The sequence below is a fragment of the Eubacterium sp. AM46-8 genome (genome assembly GCF_003466705.1).
Taxonomy (GTDB): domain Bacteria; phylum Bacillota; class Clostridia; order Lachnospirales; family Lachnospiraceae; genus Lachnospira.
This window is the reverse complement of sequence record NZ_QSEU01000019.1, coordinates 1-20,630: the sequence shown is the minus strand read 5'-3', so window position 1 is coordinate 20,630 and position 20,630 is coordinate 1. Positions and strand designations below refer to the sequence as shown.

At 37.5% G+C, this 20,630-nt stretch carries 20 protein-coding genes and 1 other annotated feature; of the genes, 1 reads left to right on the top strand and 19 read right to left on the bottom strand.

Annotated features, from left to right (window positions below; all coding sequences use genetic code 11):
* Positions 1 to 74: 74 nt before the first annotated feature.
* Positions 75 to 974 carry a CAP domain-containing protein gene (locus tag DW963_RS12000; protein WP_117916032.1) on the bottom strand — a complete coding sequence of 300 codons (900 nt, stop codon included), beginning with the start codon at positions 972 to 974 and terminating at the stop codon, positions 75 to 77.
* Positions 975 to 1,193: 219 nt separating this feature from the next.
* Between DW963_RS12000 and DW963_RS11995 the strand changes: the two genes are divergently transcribed.
* Entirely contained in the window at positions 1,194 to 1,541 is a 348-nt protein-coding gene (locus DW963_RS11995) for a helix-turn-helix transcriptional regulator (protein WP_117916030.1), read from the top strand.
* A gap of 72 nt (positions 1,542 to 1,613) precedes the next feature.
* On the opposite strand, the gene pflA is transcribed toward DW963_RS11995, so the two are convergent.
* The 18 genes from pflA to DW963_RS11905 form a co-directional block, all read right to left on the bottom strand.
* A complete protein-coding gene (pflA, locus tag DW963_RS11990) occupies positions 1,614 to 2,372 on the bottom strand; it encodes a pyruvate formate-lyase-activating protein (RefSeq protein ID WP_117916028.1) in 759 nt (252 codons plus the stop codon).
* A 193-nt stretch (positions 2,373 to 2,565) separates the two neighbouring features.
* Complete coding sequence (locus DW963_RS11985; RefSeq protein ID WP_117916026.1) at positions 2,566 to 4,194, bottom strand: DEAD/DEAH box helicase; 1,629 nt, start codon at positions 4,192 to 4,194, stop codon at positions 2,566 to 2,568.
* A 95-nt stretch (positions 4,195 to 4,289) separates the two neighbouring features.
* Complete coding sequence (gene thrS, locus DW963_RS11980) at positions 4,290 to 6,065, bottom strand: threonine--tRNA ligase (protein WP_117916024.1); 1,776 nt, start codon at positions 6,063 to 6,065, stop codon at positions 4,290 to 4,292.
* A 220-nt stretch (positions 6,066 to 6,285) separates the two neighbouring features.
* Positions 6,286 to 6,491, bottom strand: a binding site (T-box leader).
* An 80-nt stretch (positions 6,492 to 6,571) separates the two neighbouring features.
* Positions 6,572 to 7,666, bottom strand: coding sequence for a PTS sugar transporter subunit IIC (locus DW963_RS11970; protein ID WP_117916020.1), 1,095 nt, complete (start codon positions 7,664 to 7,666; stop codon positions 6,572 to 6,574).
* Positions 7,667 to 7,791: 125 nt separating this feature from the next.
* Positions 7,792 to 7,968, bottom strand: a complete 177-nt coding sequence (locus DW963_RS13340; protein ID WP_158568727.1) for a hypothetical protein — start codon at positions 7,966 to 7,968, stop codon at positions 7,792 to 7,794.
* A gap of 15 nt (positions 7,969 to 7,983) precedes the next feature.
* Positions 7,984 to 8,328, bottom strand: coding sequence for a MerR family transcriptional regulator (locus DW963_RS11965; protein ID WP_117916018.1), 345 nt, complete (start codon positions 8,326 to 8,328; stop codon positions 7,984 to 7,986).
* A gap of 180 nt (positions 8,329 to 8,508) precedes the next feature.
* Positions 8,509 to 9,156 carry a DUF4230 domain-containing protein gene (locus tag DW963_RS11960; RefSeq protein WP_117916016.1) on the bottom strand — a complete coding sequence of 216 codons (648 nt, stop codon included), beginning with the start codon at positions 9,154 to 9,156 and terminating at the stop codon, positions 8,509 to 8,511.
* A gap of 252 nt (positions 9,157 to 9,408) precedes the next feature.
* Positions 9,409 to 9,705 (bottom strand): type II toxin-antitoxin system RelB/DinJ family antitoxin, encoded by a 297-nt coding sequence (locus DW963_RS11955; protein WP_117916014.1) that lies wholly within the window; start codon positions 9,703 to 9,705, stop codon positions 9,409 to 9,411.
* A 582-nt stretch (positions 9,706 to 10,287) separates the two neighbouring features.
* On the bottom strand, positions 10,288 to 11,913 hold the full coding sequence (gene ptsP, locus DW963_RS11950; RefSeq protein WP_117916012.1) for a phosphoenolpyruvate--protein phosphotransferase: 1,626 nt from the start codon (positions 11,911 to 11,913) through the stop codon (positions 10,288 to 10,290).
* A 16-nt stretch (positions 11,914 to 11,929) separates the two neighbouring features.
* Positions 11,930 to 12,091 carry an HPr family phosphocarrier protein gene (locus tag DW963_RS14185; protein ID WP_502694431.1) on the bottom strand — a complete coding sequence of 54 codons (162 nt, stop codon included), beginning with the start codon at positions 12,089 to 12,091 and terminating at the stop codon, positions 11,930 to 11,932.
* Between the two features lie 113 nt (positions 12,092 to 12,204).
* A complete protein-coding gene (locus DW963_RS11940; protein ID WP_117916010.1) occupies positions 12,205 to 14,109 on the bottom strand; it encodes a PTS fructose transporter subunit IIABC in 1,905 nt (634 codons plus the stop codon).
* Positions 14,110 to 14,126: 17 nt separating this feature from the next.
* Positions 14,127 to 15,047 carry a 1-phosphofructokinase gene (gene pfkB, locus DW963_RS11935; RefSeq protein WP_117916008.1) on the bottom strand — a complete coding sequence of 307 codons (921 nt, stop codon included), beginning with the start codon at positions 15,045 to 15,047 and terminating at the stop codon, positions 14,127 to 14,129.
* A gap of 255 nt (positions 15,048 to 15,302) precedes the next feature.
* Positions 15,303 to 15,902 carry an ECF transporter S component gene (locus tag DW963_RS11930; protein WP_022097908.1) on the bottom strand — a complete coding sequence of 200 codons (600 nt, stop codon included), beginning with the start codon at positions 15,900 to 15,902 and terminating at the stop codon, positions 15,303 to 15,305.
* 30 nt (positions 15,903 to 15,932) lie between these two features.
* Entirely contained in the window at positions 15,933 to 16,409 is a 477-nt protein-coding gene (locus DW963_RS11925) for a winged helix DNA-binding protein (RefSeq protein ID WP_012740791.1), read from the bottom strand.
* A 117-nt stretch (positions 16,410 to 16,526) separates the two neighbouring features.
* On the bottom strand, positions 16,527 to 17,426 hold the full coding sequence (locus DW963_RS11920; protein ID WP_117916006.1) for a DNA/RNA non-specific endonuclease: 900 nt from the start codon (positions 17,424 to 17,426) through the stop codon (positions 16,527 to 16,529).
* A complete protein-coding gene (locus DW963_RS11915) occupies positions 17,423 to 18,352 on the bottom strand; it encodes a DMT family transporter (RefSeq protein ID WP_117916004.1) in 930 nt (309 codons plus the stop codon). The genes DW963_RS11920 and DW963_RS11915 overlap by 4 nt, the downstream gene beginning before the upstream one ends.
* The gene (locus tag DW963_RS11910; protein WP_117916002.1) at positions 18,345 to 19,898 is read right to left on the bottom strand and encodes a Na+/H+ antiporter NhaC family protein; all 1,554 of its coding nucleotides are present in this window, start codon (positions 19,896 to 19,898) and stop codon (positions 18,345 to 18,347) included. Before DW963_RS11910 ends, DW963_RS11915 begins: the two co-directional genes overlap by 8 nt.
* Before the next feature lie 32 nt (positions 19,899 to 19,930).
* On the bottom strand, positions 19,931 to 20,630 hold a 700-nt coding region (locus DW963_RS11905; protein WP_353652822.1), incomplete at its 5' end, for an ATP-binding protein.

Genomic DNA, 20,630 nt, shown 5'->3' with positions numbered 1-20,630 from the left:
CTCATATAATTTCCTTCTCGGAAAGAGCCATACCGGATTATCCGGCATGGCTCTTTCTATTTTACATATTCTTTTTATCCAGCAAATTCCTGTGCCCAGTAATGACTGTACCTTCCTGCTCCACAGCCTGAATTACTATAACCCAGCCCCATTTTTGTATACTCCGGGCTCAATATATTAGCCTTGTGTCCTGCTGAACTAAGCCATGATTTCATAACATCTTCAGGAGTTGCCTGACCTGCCGCAATATTCTCACCACATGCATTCTGCCATTCAACATTACATATGTCATACACTTCAAAGCAGCTATGATCATTAGGTCTTTTATGTCCAAACACACCTGTACAATCCATCTCTATAGCTCTCATGTTAGCTGCATTACACAGTGCCTCATCCAGCACGAGCGGAGCAACGCCAGCATTAGCTCTTTCATTATTAACAAGTTCTAACACCCTGTTTGCAAATTCACTATATGTAACCGTATTAATCTTTGCAATTGCAAGAAGGCTTTCATCATCAATGACATTAGCACTTTCGCCAGAAGAAGAATCATCTGAATTCTCTCCGGCATCAGATGAACCACCATTGTCATCTGATTCTGAGCCATAACCGGAGCCATTATCCTGATAGCTGTCATCCTGACTGGCATCATCCTGATATCCACTATTCTGTGAATTCTCCTGCACATTATCTGTGCCTATGTCTGCCTGTCCAGCATCTGTCTGATTGTCAGATGAATCTGATGCATTGGCATCCTGCTGATTACTTTCAGTCTGCTTATTGTTCTCACTATCTGTTTTCTGTGTGACTTTTTCAAATGTCTCTTCGTATGCAATTGCTTTAGTTGCTACTTGCTCTTTATTAATGTCCTTCTCTTTAGAAGCCACATTATCTCTGGCAGCGCTGCCACAACCTGCGAACAGACCTCCTGCAATCATTACAGCAATAAAAGCTGCTGTATATCGTCTCTTCATAATATTTGTCCCCCGTTTATCTACTCCTTGACAGTTTCACTGTCAAAGAAAATCATAACATACTGGCATAAGATTTTCCATAAGCATTTTTTGTCATCAATACCATATAAACCTGTATAATTGCCATAAATTACCATTTATACTACTATTATTATGCTGATAAAATGTTATTTTTCTAATAGTCCAATCTCGATTAGATGAACTATGGAGGAATACTATATGCATGAGTATCGTAATAGAATCCGTGAATTACGTGAAGAAAAACATATAACACAGGTAAGATTAAGTACTGAACTGGGGGTTGCTCAGGAAACCATAAGTGCATACGAACAGGGAAGACACCTTCCAAGCGTCACATCACTTATGAAGCTTAGCGTAATATTAGATGCTAGTATGGACTATATAATGATGAAATCTGATGTCAGAAATGTTGTACAGGTAAAATCATTATCTGATAATGAAACAAGACTTCTCAGATATTATAAAAAGCTTAACACATCAGGTAAAGAAAAAGCACTTTCATACCTCGAAGGCCTTAATGACGGATTAAGAGCTGGCCGTAAATAGCATATTTTTAAGTAATATATAAGCCTCCCTGACAAATATACGTCCGGGAGGCTATTAGTTTAATTAACCTTATTATTCAAGATATTCTGTGTATTCTGCTGTCTTTAATATTTCGTTAGCTCTTGCAATCTCTTCCTTAGTCGGTGGCATTACGTCAGAAAGTGTATATGGAATTCCTAATTCTTCCCATTTGAATACACCAAGTGTATGATATGGAAGCACTTCAAATCTTTTTACTGTCTTTAAGCTGGCAACAAAATCTCTTAACTGTTCAAGATCTTCCTGTGCATCTGTAACTCCTGGAACAAGAACATGTCTTATCCACATATCCTTATTGTGGTCAGACAGATACTTTGCAAGGTCAAGAATGTTCTTATTAGTCCATCCTGTAAGGTCCTTATGCTTCTCATCATTAATCTCTTTAATATCAAGAAGAAAAAGATCTGTGACTGCCATCAGTTTATCAAACTTTTCAAGATACTCAGGCTCCATCTTGAAAGGATTGCCTGATGTATCAAGCGTTGTGTGTACACCATTCTTCTTTGCAATTTCAAAAAGTTCTGTTACGAACTCCATCTGAAGAAGCGCTTCACCACCACTTACAGTGATTCCGCCACCATTCTTCCAGTAATTTCTGTAACGGTAAGCTTTATCGAACACTTCCTGCGCTGTTTCTAATGTTCCGCCTTCTTCTTTCCATGTCTCAGGATTATGACAATATCTGCATCTCATATGGCAGCCCTTAAGAAATACAATATATCTTACCCCTGGTCCATCAACCGAGCCAAAGCTTTCTACCTGATGAATTCTACCTTTAATACTTTCACTCATAGCATTTTCCTCTTCCATAATTATTACTTTATAAATGTATTATCACAAAACAGCGATAATTTACTCCAAAAATATCTACATTTTATAGAAACATATATTTGGTGCATTAAATATAACACATCCCCTATATATTGTCAGTTTGAAATCATCATGTTTGCATAAAAAAGCAAAATGTAGACCTTTTTACCTACATTTATCTGTTTCTATAACGTATTCTCTCAAGCCTGTTTATTTCATAACATTTTTCACACATGCCAAACTTATGATTCCATTCCAGCTTCTTTCCGCATCGTTTGCATCTGTTAAAAAACTCGCCATTAGTAAGCTCGCTTACTATTCGTTCTGATATATCTTCCTTCAACATTCTTATACGCTCATTATATTCTGAAATATTGAGTGCATTACAATACGAATTCAGCAGGTCCAGTTTTTTATATAACTGCTCCAGATCATCAAGTTTCATGTTCGTTATATCATCATATTCTGTATCAACATAGTACCACATTCTGCTTACAGGTTCACCATCTGCTGTCATATCAACCAGATCCTGCCACAGATATTTTAATTGTTCACTGTTTTCATCAAATGGTATATTAATAAGACTGTATTCAAGGTCTTTATTAATCTTCTCACCATGTTTTTTCTCAATATATTCAGCAAGCTTAATACGATTCTTAAGATCTGCAACCGAAAAGCATTTTTTCTCAATAGTCTTTAACCATATCTTAAATATTTCCGACAGACTGTATGGCATATCGAGCACTTTTCTAGGCGGCTGTATAACGCAGCTTGTTATCTGTTCATATCTTCCATGCAGAAGCTCACCTATCTGTTCCCTGTCTTCTAAAGAATTAACATATCCCTGATTATACATTCCTTTTCGTCCGGCTCTTCCGGCAATCTGCTTGACCTCACTCATATTAAGAGATCTCTTTGATTTGCCATCAAATTTTCTTGCTTCAGTAAATATAACTCTTCTTATTGGAAGATTCACTCCCATTCCAATCGCATCAGTACATACAACTATCTTACTTTCGCCACTTAAGAACCTTGCAACCTCTGCTTTTCTTACACTGTAAGGAAGCGAACCATATATAACACTTACTTTATAACCTTCCTTTTTAAGCAGTGTTGCAAGCATAAGTACCTTTCTTCGTGAAAATGCGACTAAAGCATCACCATCCTGTATATCATCCGGAAATATGAAATCATGGTCTTCCATTATAAGCCTTGAATTTCTCTTATGTCTTATGTCTGTATATGTGTCTCCACACATTTTTATAAGCATTTTAACGATATGTATTGCATTCGGTGACATGCATATGTGAATAACATCCGCATTGACACCAAGAATTGCTTCTGTCCACGCCCAGCCCCTGTCTTTGTCTGACACCATCTGGGCTTCATCTATTACACAGACATCATAATGCCTGCTTATATCCATCTTCTCTACAGTACACGATAAATGCTTTGCACCTTCCCTTATGTCCTTCTCTTCACCTGTTGTTAAAGAACAGTTAATTCCTCTGGCAAGGCTCATCTCCTGAATCTCTAACGCAAGCAGCCTTAAAGGTGCAAGGTACATTCCTGCATCTGCATTGTAAAAATCCTCAAGTGCATCATGGGTTTTTCCAGTATTAGTCTCCCCTATATGCAATATAAAATGTCTCTTTATATTTCTGGCTTCAGGATACAGCTGTGTTATATCCTCAGGTATGCTCTCCATTAAGGCGGTCTTTATCTTAAGTTCCTTAAGACTCGCAAGATCCTTTGGCACGAATTTTTTCTTTTTCTTTTTCTTTTTATAGTAATATCTAGCCATTTATTTTCCTATTGTTTTCTTAAATATAAACAAGAAGCATGACAATGCGTAATAAATTACATATTGTCACGCTTCTTTCTGTAAGGTCAGTCTAATTATTTAGCTGCTGCAGGATTATTCTTCTTAGTAGCAATCTCATCCTTAAGCATTGCAACAAATTCGTCCTTAGATACTGTAGTTGACTTCTGCTCTCCGTGAAGTCTGTAACTTACAGTTCCATCTGCTGCTTCATTCTTACCAAGTACAATAAGGTAAGGAATCTTCTTAACCTGAGCTTCTCTTACTCTGTATCCAAGCTTTTCTGCTCTCTCATCAATCTCAACTCTGATTCCATTATCAGCAAGATAATCATAGAGACCATGTGCATAAGCATTTAACTCCTCATCTTCATTCTTAACTGGAAGAATTGTAGCCTGTACAGGAGCAAGCCATAATGGAAGGTTGCCCTTTGTCTCCTCAAGTATATAAGCCATGAATCTGTCAAGAGAACCAAGGATAGCTCTGTGAAGAACTACAGGTGTCTTTCTCTGTCCATCTTTATCAATGTATGTTAAGTTGAACTTAGATGGAAGACAGAAATCAAGCTGACATGTTGATAAAGTATATTCATTACCGATAGCAGGCTTAACATTAACATCAAGCTTAGGTCCGTAGAATGCAGCCTCTCCGATTTCCTCTGTGTACTCAATTCCGATATCATTAAGAACCTTTCTTAATGCGTTCTCAGCATTGTTCCACATTTCATCATCATCATGATACTTTACCTTATCCTCTGGATCTCTTAATGAGAGAACACAGCGGTAATCTGTAATATTGAAATCCTTGTATGTCTCAAATATAAGGTCTACAACCTTGGCAAATTCTGACTCAATCTGCTCTGGTGTTACGAAAAGATGGGCATCATTCTGACAGAAATGTCTTCCTCTCTCAATACCCTTTAATGTTCCACTTGCCTCAAATCTGAAGTCATGTGCAATCTCACCAATTCTTATAGGAAGATCCTTGTAAGAATGCATTTTATTAGCATATATCATCATGTGATGAGGGCAGTTCATTGGTCTTAAGACAAATGATTCGCCTTCAACTTCCATAGCTGGGAACATGTTTTCCTTGTAGTGATCCCAGTGGCCTGATGTCTTGTAAAGATTAACTGTACCAACACATGGTGTCATTACATGAAGGTATCCAAGCTTTCTTTCCTTGTCCTTAATGTAATTCTCAAGCTCCTGCCATACTGTATATCCCTTTGGTAAGAACATTGGAAGTCCACGGCCAATTAAGTCATCTGACATGAAAAGTTCCATTTCTTTGCCAATCTTTCTGTGGTCACGTTCCTTTGCTTCCTCAAGAAGCTTAAGATGTTCTTCAAGCTCCTCAGCTGTTGGGAAACATACACCATAGATTCTCTGCATTACATGATTGTTAGCATCGCCCTTCCAGTATACACCAGAATATTTAACAAGCTTGAAATTCTTACAGAGCTTAGTATTATCAACATGAGGTCCACGGCAGAGGTCTGTGAAATCGCCCTGGTCATATACTGTAATGTTGCCATCTTCAAGACCGCTTATAAGGTCAAGCTTATACATATCATCCTTGAACATCTCAAGGGCTTCTTGCTTAGAAACTTCTCTTCTGTATATCTTCTTGCCTTCCTTGCAGATTTTCTTCATTTCTTTTTCGATAGCTTCAATAACTTCGTCATTGATTACATTATCTCCAAGGTCTATATCATAATAGAATCCCTCTTTTACTACTGGGCCAACCCAGAACTTAGCATGTGGATATAAATGCTTAACTGCCTGTGCCATAACATGTGCACATGAATGATTAAGAGTATTCAGTCTTTCATCTTCCTTAAAATTAACCATGATAAATCTCCTTTTGTGTTAATATTTTTGTTGCTATTCTCATCGCTGCTTGTGCTCGTAGCTCATGTTCCAGAGCTTCGCTCTGTCACTGTCGCGGTGCTCCTCGAATATCCATGCAAAGTCCACACCCTGTGCAAGCACAGCTGTTGACTTTCCCTGTATATTCTCATCGCTACTCGCGCAAAAAAGCCCCTTATACAGTGGCTTTCCAGCTTGCTGTATAAGGGGCGAATATTCAATCCGCGGTTCCACCCTTATTATTCTCTAAATCAGGAGAACATCTCATTATGATTATAACGGAATCACCGTGCCGTATTGGGGCCGCTCAGAGGTGGTTTTCCCATATCCGTATTCTAAAGCACTTCCACCATATATGCTTCTCTCTGTAGAACCGTAACATAGTACTCTTCTCGTCAACACTTTGATTAAAAGTATATTTCAAAAGCTACCTGATGTCAACCTTTTAATCACAGATTTTATATTCAATTTTTAATTCAATTTTCATTTTAAGACAATTTCATATCTCCATCTTTAACCCAGCCAATCTTCTTAAGAAGCATATTAATAAGCGGGCAAAGAACTGCCGGAAGAACAAATGATATAAGTATCATTCCAGCCCAGTCAAATCCTGTAATTGCTGCCTTAGTTCCATTGGTAATGTCATTTACCCAGCCTGAATATACTCCAATCTGACCGACAAATCCGCAAGTTCCCATACCGGATGATACCGGAGTACCATTCATCTGCAGCTTGAACAAGCATGTTGCCATAGGACCTGTAATTGCAGACGTAACTATCGGTGCAATCCATATTCTCGGATTCTTAATGATATTTCCCATCTGAAGCATTGATGTACCAATTCCCTGAGATACAAGTCCGCCCCAGCGGTTTTCATTAAACGACATAACCGCAAAGCCAACCATCTGTGCGCAACAGCCTGCAACTGCTGCTCCACCCGCAAGTCCTGTAAGTCCAAATGCAGCACATATAGCTGCAGATGATATAGGAAGTGTAAGCGCAATTCCAACAAGTACTGATACCGCAATTCCCATAAGGAAAGGCTGGAGATTAGTTGCAAGCATAATAAGCTCGCCAATCTTCATTGCCGCTTTTCCTAAAGCCGGAGCGATAAGAGCTGCAACGCCTGTTCCAACACCTATAGTAACAAGCGGTGTAACAAGAATATCTACCTTAGTTTCTTTAGAAATCATTTTACCTGCTTCTGCTGCAATAATTGCAACAAAATATACCGCAAGCGGACCGCCCGCACCACCAAGTGCATTAGATGCAAATCCAACAGTTATGAGTGAAAACAGCACAAGTGGAGGACATTTCAGCGCATAACCAATAGCAACTGCCATTGCCGGTCCACTCATTGCTGACGCAAGCCCTCCAACTGTATAATTTACGCCACTCACTGTTGCCACAGTATTAGTAAGAAAACCGATATGTAACTGTGTTCCCAGTGTATTAAGAATTGTTCCTATAAGCAGCGAGCAAAACAGTCCCTGTGCCATCGCTCCCAGTGCGTCAATTCCATACCTTTTAACTGAAACTTCAATATCCTTGCGTTTCAGAAAAGATTTAAATTTCTCCCACATAAATAGACCTCACTTTTTATAAATTTTCACTATGATAGCATATTATGTGGGATTTGTGAATTGTTCGCAGCTGATAATAAATTAATGTTTATCATAAAGCAATGCTTATTAGAATGTACTCCTTACTAGAAAGTGATGCTGCCTATTATCCCATCCATTTTCCCAAGAGCTGATTTTCTTTCTCTTATAGCTCTCTCTAATGACATTTTTTCATAAGATGTACCTTTAAGTTCTTCAATAGTCCATTCATCTCCTAAATATGCCATCTCATCAATAAAAATTTCTTTTTCATTTTCTTTCATAACTATATATCCTCCTTAATGTGACCTCAAATTTTCCAATAATTGTTCTGCCATCTCAATAAGTTCTGCCGTTTCTGACTGATTATCATACATATTATTAATCTTTTCTTTAAGAATCATTACCTGCTCATCTACCGTCATGTATTCAAGCTTTGCAATTTCTGATAATCTGTATCCAAACCGTTGATACAATCTTATCTTTTTAATCTTTTTTACTGTAGCATCATCATATAGCAGGTAACCATACTTATTCTTTGTAGTTGCTTTAACCAAGCCATAGTTTTCATATGTCTGCACAATCTTTCTCGTCACTCCTGTTTCCTTGCATACTTCTTTAAGTGTCATTAAATCATTCCTCATAGGCCCTCCTTTAACCTATGACTACTCCAACGGAGCAGTCAAATGGTTTTTACAAAAAATTTGATTTTCATAAAAGGCCATGTAAATTTCGCGAAAAATGATTATGATTATGTATGTGAAAGCATGAAAAAAGCGCCATAGTCAATTGACTAGAGCGCTACTGTTAATATTTAACTCCAATTACATATAAACAATTTCATATTCTTTAAATCCTGATAAAAAAGCTTTTATAATATTTTTTATATTTTCTGATGCATTATCATAAATCCCCTTAGATTCAACATCTTCCAGTCCCATTTGTTCAATTTCATCTACTATTTCCTCATACTGCGAAAACTCAATAGGATTCAAAATATTATTTGATTCTGAACATGTTACTGTGTCCCATATTACATAATTATCATTCAACTGTATTTCAGGCAACTTAATATATATTTTACTACTATCATTATCAACATTAATAACCATTTTGCTCATATCATACCCAACTTTAACAACACCACTTGCTTTAATTTCAATAGAATTTGTTGTTCCAAAAATTTTGATGTTATCCAACCAATATCTTGCAGAGTCTTTACCATAAGTTACAGTATACTCACCACTATAACTTGATAATTCAGCTATTCCTTTCAGCTTTGCCTCTACTTCTTCAATAGTAACTATACTTTTTTCATTTTCTCCTGGCAATTTAAGGTCTATGCCACTTTGATTATTCTTTTGCTCTAATTTCCATTTGCCTTCATTTCTTAAATTAGCAGTTTGAAAACCAGCAACAAATGTAAGTGCCAAAACAAAAATACTCAAAATTATCTTAAAACATTTTTTCATATCTGGTCTCCTATGTCCATGCCGTTACAATCACTAATAAATAAAACGCCACAATAAGACCTATAATTGTTAATAAAATACCTAAAGCTTTTTTCATTGGTATTACCTCCTAAATTTATCTTTCAGTTAACTGATTAATTATTCTAAAAGTTATACAATTATATAACCCCATTATCCGATAAGAATTTTCTATACATATCTTCAACTCTTTCCAAATCATCTTTATGAAGATTTCCTATCTTAAATATAAAACTATCTTTTGTAAGAAATATCATCCCACTCTGTTTCATCATTCCATTCATCCGCAGATGATACAGTTGCTTTTCCTGCACTGTTATAATTCGTATTCTTCATAGCCAGCTTATACGCTTGCATTCCATATATACCACTATTCATATCCGGGTGAAATGGCAACGCCTGTTCCCTTACAGCCTGTTTTGCTGCCATTGTAAAAAATGTGGTCATGTCCAACCCTAGATTAGACATAAGTTCCTGTAACTGACTTTTCAATGTTTCATCAATTCTCATAGTAACATTTGTATTTGCCATTATCATCACTCCTTTCATCTTCTATTTTATTATATTCTTTCGCATATTTTTTCAATGCATTGTTATAACAGCGCACATATTATATCATAATATGAAATAACATATCAATTCTATTCCCTTAAATCTCTCCTATTTTTAAGGGAATAAGCAATATAATAAGCGAATATCTCCTTAGAGTTCTATCCATGCCAGTTCTCAATATACTAATCATCTATATTCTGTCACACAAATATAATACAATCTAACACCTGATACCTATCAATAGTCGCATTTTACAACTTCTTATGGGTAATTTCTCCATCAAATCATCATATTCAAGCCAATACTGCATCAAAAAAGCCTATAAGATGTTCAAGCAAAACAATCTTATAGGCTTTTCAACTCTAAGTATTCAATTTACCTGCCAAAACTACCTATCAATCAACACAAAAAATGTTTCTTATAGGAAGACGGCAATTCCACGCTATATTTTAGACATTAGCGACTGAATTTCCTCATGCGAAATCGCCAAAGCTGCCAGATCTCACCGATGCAGTGATGCCGCCAACGCCACAGCAATCAAGCAAGCTAGCCAGCAAGCCCCTAAGAAATCCTCGTCTCACGAATCACTTTTCTGACAGCCAGCACCTTGCCTGCTGAAACCGAAAGCTCATCGACACCCATCTTAAGAAATTCTTCTGTGAGTGTTGTGTCTGCACCGAGTTCCCCACAGATACCTGCCCAGATTCCCTCTGCATGTGCATTCTCAACAACCATTCTTATCATGGCAAGAATGGCTGGATGATGAGCATCGTAGAAATCATCAAGCTTTGTGTTCTGACGGTCAATCGCAAGTGTGTACTGTGTCAGATCATTAGTTCCGATACTGAAGAAATCCACCTTCTTAGCAAGCTGGCGGCTCATAATTACAGCAGCCGGAGTCTCAATCATAATTCCACTCTTAGGATTACCGAATTCAATTCCCTGCTCTGTAAGCTCAGCCTTAACTTCATTCTCAATAACTTTAATCTTATCAACTTCCTGTTCACTGATTATCATAGGATACATGATAGATATGTTTCCATATGCGCTTGCTCTGTAAAGGGCTCGTAACTGTGTCTTGAATATCTCAGGTCTTGTCAGGCATATTCTTATTGCACGAAGACCAAGAGCAGGATTATCCTCTTTATCCAGTCCGAAATAATCACACTGCTTATCAGCACCGATATCAAGAGTTCTTATAATTACCGGTTTTCCAGCCATGCTTTCAGCTACAGTACGGTATATGTTGAACTGTTCTTCTTCTGTTGGAAATGTATCAGATTCAAGATATATGAATTCACTTCGAAACAGTCCAATTCCTGCTGCATCATTGGCAATAACATTTGCAAGGTCCTTAATGTTACCAATATTAGAATAAAGCTTAATCTTCTTGCCATCTAAAGTCACATCTTCCTTGCCTTTAAGTTCCTGCAAAAGAGCTTTCTTCTCATTGTCTTTGCGCTGTTCCTCCTGCATTGCTGACAGGGTTGCCTCATCAGGTTCAATATATACGACACCGTTAGTTCCATCGACAATACCAAGCTTGCCATTAAGAGATTCATCAATAACAATATCTGAACCAATTAAAGCCGGAATTCCCATTGTTCTTGCAAGAATCGCAGTATGCGAATTAACTGAACCCTTCTGTGTAACAAATGATAATATCTTGCTCTTATCCATCTGGACTGTCTCTGATGGTGCCAGATCCTCTGCCACCATAATAACAGGTTCATCTGCATCTATACCGCTTCCTGTATTGCCGGAAAGTATTCCTAACAATCTTTCTGTAATATCTTTGACATCTGCTGCTCTTCCACGCATATATTCATCGTCCATGGCTGCAAACATCTGTGAAAAATTATCCCCTGTCTGGGCAATGGCATATTCTGCATTCACCATCTGACTATCAATAATATGCTCAACAGATTCCTTATAATCGTCATCTTCAAGCATCATCTGATGAATCTCAAATATTGCCGCATTAGCCTCGCCAACTTCGCGAAGTGCTTTATCATGAAGTTCCCCCAGTTGTTTAAAGGCTGTTTCTACAGCTTCATAATAACGGTTCTTCTCAGCTTCTGCATCAGTAATCTTTACACGCTTAACCTGATGTTCACCTTTCTCATACACCATTATCTTACCTATAGCAATGCCTCCAAATACACTTTTTCCAGTATATTTATTCATGTGCACCTCCTGTCTGCTACATATTGCTCTTCATGAATTCTTCAATCTTAGCTGCTGCAACCTCTTCATCTTCACCTTCTACAGTAATTGTAACTTCATTACCACATTTTACAGCAAGTGCCATAATACCGAAGATTTTCTTGCAGTCTCCTGACTTGCCATCCTTAGTAAGAGTAATCTTGCTGTTAAATTCCTTAGCGGCCTTTACAAGCTCTCCTGCTGGACGAGCATGTATGCTTCTGCATCTGTAATAACGTACTTAAATTCCTTCATAATTAAAAACCACCTTTCTTAGGCTGCTTTCTTCTTAAAGAGCCCTAAACATATTGTTGAGATGATAGTTCCTGCCACAAGTGCAATCACATAATATATTGCATTGCCTACTACAGGGAATACGAAAATGCCGCCATGTGGTGCCATTAAAGTACATTTGAAAAACATACTGATGGCACCTGCTGCACCTGAACCTATGATACATGCTGGTATTACATGTAAAGGATCTGCTGCCGCATAAGGTATTGCACCTTCTGTTATAAATGCAAGTCCCATAATAAAGTTAGTTGGACCGGCATCTCTTTCTTCCTTAGTAAACTTATTCTTAAAAAGTATTGTTGCAAGAGCAATCGCACATGGTGGAACCATACCACCTATCATTACTGCTGCCATTATATCATAATTACCTGCCGCAATGGAAGCAGTTCCGAAAACATATGCTGCTTTATTGAATGGTCCACCCATATCAATTGCCATCATGGCTGCAAGTATGAATCCAAGAAGAACCCTGCTTGTACTTCCCATTCCTGCAAGGAAGCTGTTAAGTCCTGTGTTAATCCCACCCATTACAGGCTCTACAATAAATGTCATTCCAAGTCCTATTACCAGAATACCCACTACCGGATATATAAGTACAGGTGCTATCTTTTCCAATGCCTCTGGTAACTTATCACATATTTTTCTTAAAAGAACTATAATGTATCCTGCTGCAAAACCTGCAACCAGAGCGCCTAAGAATCCAGACTTTCCATTAGCTGCGATATAACCACCAACAAAACCAAGTGCAAGTGCCGGTCTGTCACCAATGGCCATTGCAATAAATCCTGCCAGAACAGGGAGCATGAAGCCAAATGCTGCTCCACCGATAGACTTAAACAGTGCCGCAACAGGTGTTATCGTACCAAAATTGCTTCGTTCTGCCTCTGACAGTGCATTCATATCAACATTAAGTCCATCAATAAGAAATGCTATGGCAATCAGAATACCTCCGCCTACAACGAAAGGTAACATATGTGATACACCATTCATAAGCTGTGTATATATCTTATGTCCAATTCCGCCGCCTTTCTTTGCTGATGCGCTTTCCTTCTTTTCAGAAATTCCTGCCTTATATACAGATGCATCTCCTGCAAGAGCTTTCTTTATAAGTTCATCTGCTTTATTAATTCCATCTGAAACCTGACACTCAATTACTTTCTTTCCATCAAATCTCTCCATTGGAACCTGTGCATCTGCTGCTACAATAATACATTCTGCTGATTCAATATCTGCATCTGTCAACACATTCTTAGCTCCGCCAGAACCTCTTGTCTCAATCTTAATTGCACATCCAGCCTTAGCTGCTGCCTTCTCAAGTCCTTCTGCTGCCATGTAAGTATGTGCAATACCTGTAGGGCAGGAAGTAACTGCAAGAATCTTAGCCGGCTTATTATCTTCCTTTTCAAGTCTTTCATCTATACTCTTGGCTTCTTCGTCAGCCCCATCAATAATTTCAAGGAATTCCTCCGGGCTTCCGGCTTTCATAAGCTTTGCTACAAAATTCTCATCCATAAGAAGCACTGATAACTTACTTAACACATCAAGATGTACATTATCCTTAGTATCCGGTGCTGCAATAAGGAAAAGAATCTTTACCGGCTCATCATCAAGCGATTCAAAATCAACTCCATCCTTAATAACCATTGCTGCAAGTCCTGGTGCATTAACGGCACTGCATTTGCCATGAGGAATTGCTATTCCTTCTCCCACACCTGTTGTACTTTCTTCTTCTCTTGCATATACTTTAGCCCTGTAGCTTTCGATGTCATCAATCTTTCCGCTCTTTGCCATAAGTTCTACAGCCATATCAAGAGCCTCACTCTTTGTCTTAGGAGCAGCATTAAGATTGATACTTCTCTTATCCAGTAAATCTGTAATTCTCATAAAATACCTCCTTTACATTATCCCTTGCAGGTAACCTCTACCCGCTTTAATACCTCTAAAATCTCTCTTTTTGTTGCAAGATTTTCTGAAAATGCACTGGCACTTCCTGTTGCAACGCCCATTCTGAATGCATCTTCATAATTACATGTCTGAAGATATCCCGCCATAAATCCTGCAACCATTGAATCACCTGCACCTACTGAATTCTTAAGCTCGCCCTTTGGTGCATCTGCTTCATATACCTTTCCATATTCATCAATAAGAACTGCGCCTTTTCCACCCATCGATATAAGCACATTGACAGCTCCCATATCCTGCAGCTTCCTTGCATATGGAATAACCTCTTCCTTAGATTCAAGCTTAACACCAAATATATCTCCAAGTTCATGCTGATTAGGCTTGATAAGAAATGGGTGATATTCAAGAACATTAAGTAAAAGCCTGCTTGTCGCATCAACTATAATCTTAACGTCTCTTCCCTGTAGTCTTTCCATAATTCTTCTGTATATATCGTCTGATATACACGAAGGAATACTTCCTGCAAGTACAAGAACATCTCCACTTGAAAGTCTATCAATCTTACTTACAAGAGAATGGAGATTATCTTCTGATATCTGAGGTCCCATTCCGTTAATCTCTGTTCCATCTATGTTCTTAATCTTCATGTTTATTCTTGAAAAGCCATTATCAACCTGAATAAAATCCGTATTAATGCCATATTCTGATACCATGTCACATATCTGTTTCCCAGTAAACCCGGCTACAAATCCAAATGCTGTTGTATCAAATTCAAGATTATTAAGAACTATTGAAACATTAATTCCTTTACCACCCGGAAGCATATGCTCATATGATGTTCTATTCGTCATTCCCAGCTCAAAACTCTTAACTTCCACTATATAATCCAGTGATGGATTAAATGTTACTGTATATACCATTGTCTCTCCTTTCTGGCTTCACAACCTTTTTGTTATATTTATAATACAGTCATATTCGTTCAAAATCAATCATATTCATTTACAAACTTTTAGATTATTTTTGTGCATTTTTCACAAATTATCATCAAAATACCTTCTCTAAATATGCATTGTGTATCAACTTCATAACTTTCAGTATCGGCCAAAAACAAAAAAATATGCCAGAACTTCAGACTCAGCCAAAGTTCCAGCATATTAGTATTATATATTATTATATTAATGTTTTCCCTTAAGAAGTGGTGATAATGGCTTATATATAAGCATTGATATTCCCACGTCAATAAGTCCCTTAACTATTGTAAAAGGAAGATTAAAGCATATCAGACACTGCATGATTGATTTCATAGATGGAATTATAGCCTGATACAGACTTAATATTACCACCTCTGGCATTGCCAGTTTATAATACACAGGATACACTATTAAATAATTCGAGAACACACTGAATACCCCCATTGCCATGGCACCGCATAAACCGCCAAGCAATGCTCCTGTCTTAGACTTTTTCTTCTTATAAACAATTCCTGCTGTAAACACGAATACGGAACCGAGTATAAAGTTAGAAAGTTCTCCAACAAGCATACTCTGTGAAGCTGCCAGATGTACAACATTCTTAATGAGACATATTATAATGCCTGCCACTGGTCCGAGTGCATAAGCACCAAGTAACGCCGGAAGATCCGAAAAATCAAACTTGATAAATCCTGGCATAATAGGAATCGGTATCTCCAGATACATAAGAACTACTGCTACTGCTGAAAGCATACCCGTCACCGCTATCGTTCTCACATTACTCTTAGTATTAACATTACTCATTGCTTTTATTCTCCCTTATATTCTGTAATATTATTCCGCCTCCTTAAGGTGCATCTTTTTTGATGCATGCTCCATAGCTTCAACAAGAGTTCTCATATCACTAAGTATCTGTGTAGTTCTTTCTTCACCAAGTTCAGCAATAACATTACCATAATATTCTCTGTTATTGTCCTCTCTTTTTTTTAAGAAATCCCTTCCGGCATCAGTGAATACGAGATATGTACCATCTGTTCCTTTGCCATCATGTTTCCATAAAGCATAGCCCATGTCCTTAAGACTGCTTGCGATTGCCGATGTCTGTGGAATTGATATTCTCATAAATGAAGACAAATCCTTAAGATATGTCTTATCCTTGCCATCAATACAATCTTTCTCCATTACCTTGAGCGCAATATAATCTGCCAGCTCAAGACCATTGTAAAAATTCTTTCTTCTCTCCTTATCCATCAGGAACCTCTGAAATATAAGTTCTGTAGATAATTCGAAGCTTTCAAAACTATTGTTCATACCCCTATCTCCTCTCTGTCTTAAAATAATGATTCGATAGATTTATATTACCAGAAAAATCCTTATATGTCTGTATAACAATCATGAACAATTATTAAAAAGTTATAAACTCATTTTCTATTGTTTACAGCATTCGGCCCATCTGTAACCCACTTGTATAAGTTCAGATTCATCCGCATAAGAATAAATCTTATTCTTAGTACCTATTCTCAATGCATTTTCACAATCATGCTTATGAATCAGCATCGACCTGTTATTAAGTATATAATCATAATCATTAGAAACATCGTCTGCCTTAACCGCAACATCAATAAACCGGCCTGTGTATTTTGATTCCCCTGTAGAATATATGTAGTCAAGCCCAGGCTGGACATTATATAGAAAAACATTAAAGCATATTCCCTCTCCATTATCTTCTACAGAATATGCTTCCATAAGAACCCCTCTGCACATAAGTTCTTCCTTGTTAAATACCGGTGTCACTCTGTACATTACATGATTAGACGTTTCTTCAAGATATCTTGCAATCTTTACAACATATACATTCATATTGTCTGTCATATATGGACTCGCGGTTATATAATTCTTCTTATCTGTATCAGAACCGCCGAAACACCATGGAATAATCTGGGTTCTTACCTGACAGGCACCGCCAATCTCCTCATATGTGGCATTATTCCATCCTGTCGGATGAATACTGTCAGAATCGCCTTTCTTATCATCTTCTACAGGCATAGAATCATAATTAATACATGCAATAGCCGATGTTCCTCTTTTAAGGCTGTCAAGCGGTCCATATTTCAGATAGCGTTCATTTTTAATCTCTGAACCTGTAAAATACGGCTTATTATCATTAACATATACATAAGGATTATCACCCTTATATTCCGTAATATCATCATAGGAAAACTGAATACTTTTTGAATTAACATTATTAGCAGAAACATTTGCAAAAAGCTTATATCCGCCAAACACAATCAACACAAGTAATATTATCCCTATTATTTTCTTTCTCATTTCGTATTACCCTTCTTCATTCCTGGTACCTGTGCCAGAATAACCGCTATAAATACCAGAACGCAACCCATTATCTCTCTCTTTTTTAATACCTCTCCAAGTATAATCCATCCTGCAAGCACCGCAAACACTGATTCAAGGCTCATTACAATAGATGCCACCGAAGGCTGTGCATATTTCTGTCCAACCATCTGAAGAGTATATGCTATACCACTCGACAATACACCTGCATATAGTATCGGAACAAGCGCAGCTTTAATTCCTGCAAATGTAACATTTTCCTTAAATATCATAGCAAATGTTGAAATAATTGCAATAACAATAAACTGTATACAGGACATTTTCATACTGTCAGCACTTGAAAATTTATCAATAACAAGAATGTGTATTGTAAAGCATATTGCTCCAAGGAACACAAGGACATCACCAAGGTATATTCCGGATGCCCCGCCAGACATACATAAAAGATACATTCCGGCAACACATCCTGTAACAGAAACTCCTATTATCCAGTGCATTTTCTTACCCATAAAAACCGAAACCACTGAAACCATAACAACATACGTTGCTGTTATAAAGCCAGACCTTCCTGATGCTGCAACGCCTTGTGGATACACACTTATTCCATACTGCTGGAATGTCATTGCTGCAAAAAGAACAATTCCGCATATTATGCCTGCACCCAATGGCCATGTCAGTAAACAACTGTTATTCTCTGTATTAATCACTTTTCCAGAATTATTTCTTTTATCCAACACATTTTTAATTACAATTACAACTGCCAGAAACAGTGCACCGACTATAGACCTTGCAGCATTAAATGTAAATGTCCCAACTGTTCCTGCACCACTTGTCTGTGCAACAAATGCCGTCCCCCAGATAAATGCAGCAAGAAGCAGTATCAGGCTTCCCTTTATATTATTCATTACTCTTACCCTTATTAATATATTTGATACCTATAAATGCACCTATAAGAATAACAAAACCTATAATAAGAGGAATAACAGGATTCTGTACAAATCCTGCAATAACATATGTCACGCAAGAAATAACTGCAACCACAATTACATATGGAAGCTGTGTAGACACATGATTCATATGATTACACTGTGCTCCTGCCGAAGCCATAATTGTAGTATCTGATATCGGTGAACAATGGTCTCCACAGACAGCTCCAGCCATACATGCAGAGATTGATATAATCATCATTGTATGGTTAGTTCCTGAAAATGTATTTACAACAATTGGAATAAGAATTCCAAATGTTCCCCACGAAGTTCCTGTTGCAAAAGCAAGGAATACTGCAACCAGGAATATAACTGCAGGCAGAATACTTAACCATCCACCCGATACTCCTTTCACAAGTCCGGCAACAAACTCCTTAGCACCAAGACTGTCTGTCATCGCTTTGAGTGTCCATGCAAATGTAAGAATAAGGATTGCCGGTACCATTGCCTTGAACCCTTCCGGTATGCATGAGCATGACTCATTGAATGAAAGAACTCTTCTTACTGCATAGAACACAATTGTTATTATAAGTGCAAAGAAACTTCCAAGCATGAGTCCTACCGAAGCATCACTTCCTGAAAATGCATCAACAAAACCTACTCCCTTGAAAAAATCTCCTGAATATAGCATTCCGATTATACAGCAAACTATAAGTGTAATAATTGGAAATAACAGATCTAACACTTTTCCGCGGCCCTTAATTACATCTTCTGTTGCGTTAGCATATGGTCTGTCAGGAGTTGTATACAAGTCTCCTTTAGCTGCATTTGCTTCATGAACTGCCATTGAACCAAAATCAACCTTTAACGCTACAATAAGAATCATTGCTGCAATAGTAAATAATGCATAATAATTGTAAGGAATAGCCTTAATAAATATTCCAAAACCATCTTCGCCCTCAACAAAACCTGTTACCGCTGCTGCCCATGAAGATATAGGCGCAATAATACAGATTGGTGCCGCTGTTGCATCAATAAGATATGCAAGCTTAGCTCTCGAAACATTATGCTTGTCTGTTACCGGACGCATAACGCTTCCAACTGTAAGACAGTTAAAATAATCATCAATAAATATAAGAATTCCAAGAAGCACCGTAACAAGCTGTGCTCCAACTCTTGTTTTAATATGTCTTCCAGCCCATTCTCCAAATGCTGCCGAACCACCTGCTTTATTCATCATGCATACCATGATTCCCAGTACAACAAGGAACACCAGAATTCCTACATTGTAAGGATCTGACAATACTCCTACAAGACCATCTTCAAATATATGAAGAACTGATTTTTCAAAACTGAACCCGCTCTGAAATATATTTCCATAAAATAGTCCTCCTATTACAATTCCTACAAAAAGTGAACTGTAAACCTCTTTGGTAATTAACGCTAATATAATAGCAACCAGCGGTGGTATAAGTGCCCAAAAGGTTGCATACAGATTAGGTACATACTGAATAACTTCTTCCATTGTATCTCTCCTTAATAAATATGTATTTTACACTAATTGTATATTCTGCTTTCACTACATGTAAAGTATATAACCTGATAATCCTTTGCAATCTCATCAAGAAGCTTCATAGCTCCCTTAATGTTATTATCATCAAGATTAACAAACGGATCATCAAATATAAGAAATGGTTTCTCCTCTTTATACATTGCCTCGACAAGTGCCATTCGCATGCATATTCCAACCAGATCCTGCTTCCCTGCACTAAGATATCCTATATCCCTTGGCATATTCTGTTCCATGACAGTAAGCTTTGTATCTGCATCCATACTGAATGTATCCGGTTCATATCCTGCAAGAATTTTGAAATATTTTCTAAACCCTGCCATAACAGGTTCCATATATTTAGCAGTAAATGACTGTTTTGAATCTTCCATTATCTGTTTAGTTAATTTTAACAGTCTTTCCTTTTTTATCTCATTTTCTTGCACGCTTTCCAGCTCATTAAGTTCTTGTCTGAAATTTTCACACTCTTCAGCCTGAATCTGAAGGTTTTCAAGCTGTCTGTTACACTGTGCTATCTGCTCTGAATAATTCTCAATCATAATATCAGTCTGCGACATATCAGCAGCAATATCTTCAAGAGAAACCTTGTCATCTTCATCCTCGCCTGCAGCCAATAAACTTATATCTGTGCCTGCCTCAAAATCATTCTTTGCTGAGCCTGCCTCAAAATCATTCTTTGCTGAGACT

Bases quoted from the DNA above. Each gene is read 5' to 3' on its own strand.
- DW963_RS12000 (WP_117916032.1), bottom strand. From the start codon at position 974: ATGAAGAGACGATATACAGCAGCTTTTATTGCTGTAATGATTGCAGGA.
- DW963_RS11995 (WP_117916030.1), top strand. From the start codon at position 1,194: ATGCATGAGTATCGTAATAGAATCCGTGAATTACGTGAAGAAAAACAT.
- pflA (WP_117916028.1), bottom strand. From the start codon at position 2,372: ATGAGTGAAAGTATTAAAGGTAGAATTCATCAGGTAGAAAGCTTTGGC.
- DW963_RS11985 (WP_117916026.1), bottom strand. From the start codon at position 4,194: ATGGCTAGATATTACTATAAAAAGAAAAAGAAAAAGAAAAAATTCGTG.
- thrS (WP_117916024.1), bottom strand. From the start codon at position 6,065: ATGGTTAATTTTAAGGAAGATGAAAGACTGAATACTCTTAATCATTCA.
- DW963_RS11970 (WP_117916020.1), bottom strand. From the start codon at position 7,666: ATGTGGGAGAAATTTAAATCTTTTCTGAAACGCAAGGATATTGAAGTT.
- DW963_RS13340 (WP_158568727.1), bottom strand. From the start codon at position 7,968: ATGAAAGAAAATGAAAAAGAAATTTTTATTGATGAGATGGCATATTTA.
- DW963_RS11965 (WP_117916018.1), bottom strand. From the start codon at position 8,328: ATGAGGAATGATTTAATGACACTTAAAGAAGTATGCAAGGAAACAGGA.
- DW963_RS11960 (WP_117916016.1), bottom strand. From the start codon at position 9,156: ATGAAAAAATGTTTTAAGATAATTTTGAGTATTTTTGTTTTGGCACTT.
- DW963_RS11955 (WP_117916014.1), bottom strand. From the start codon at position 9,705: ATGGCAAATACAAATGTTACTATGAGAATTGATGAAACATTGAAAAGT.
- ptsP (WP_117916012.1), bottom strand. From the start codon at position 11,913: ATGAATAAATATACTGGAAAAAGTGTATTTGGAGGCATTGCTATAGGT.
- DW963_RS11940 (WP_117916010.1), bottom strand. From the start codon at position 14,109: ATGAGAATTACAGATTTACTGGATAAGAGAAGTATCAATCTTAATGCT.
- pfkB (WP_117916008.1), bottom strand. From the start codon at position 15,047: ATGGTATATACAGTAACATTTAATCCATCACTGGATTATATAGTGGAA.
- DW963_RS11930 (WP_022097908.1), bottom strand. From the start codon at position 15,902: ATGAGTAATGTTAATACTAAGAGTAATGTGAGAACGATAGCGGTGACG.
- DW963_RS11925 (WP_012740791.1), bottom strand. From the start codon at position 16,409: ATGAACAATAGTTTTGAAAGCTTCGAATTATCTACAGAACTTATATTT.
- DW963_RS11920 (WP_117916006.1), bottom strand. From the start codon at position 17,426: ATGAGAAAGAAAATAATAGGGATAATATTACTTGTGTTGATTGTGTTT.
- DW963_RS11915 (WP_117916004.1), bottom strand. From the start codon at position 18,352: ATGAATAATATAAAGGGAAGCCTGATACTGCTTCTTGCTGCATTTATC.
- DW963_RS11910 (WP_117916002.1), bottom strand. From the start codon at position 19,898: ATGGAAGAAGTTATTCAGTATGTACCTAATCTGTATGCAACCTTTTGG.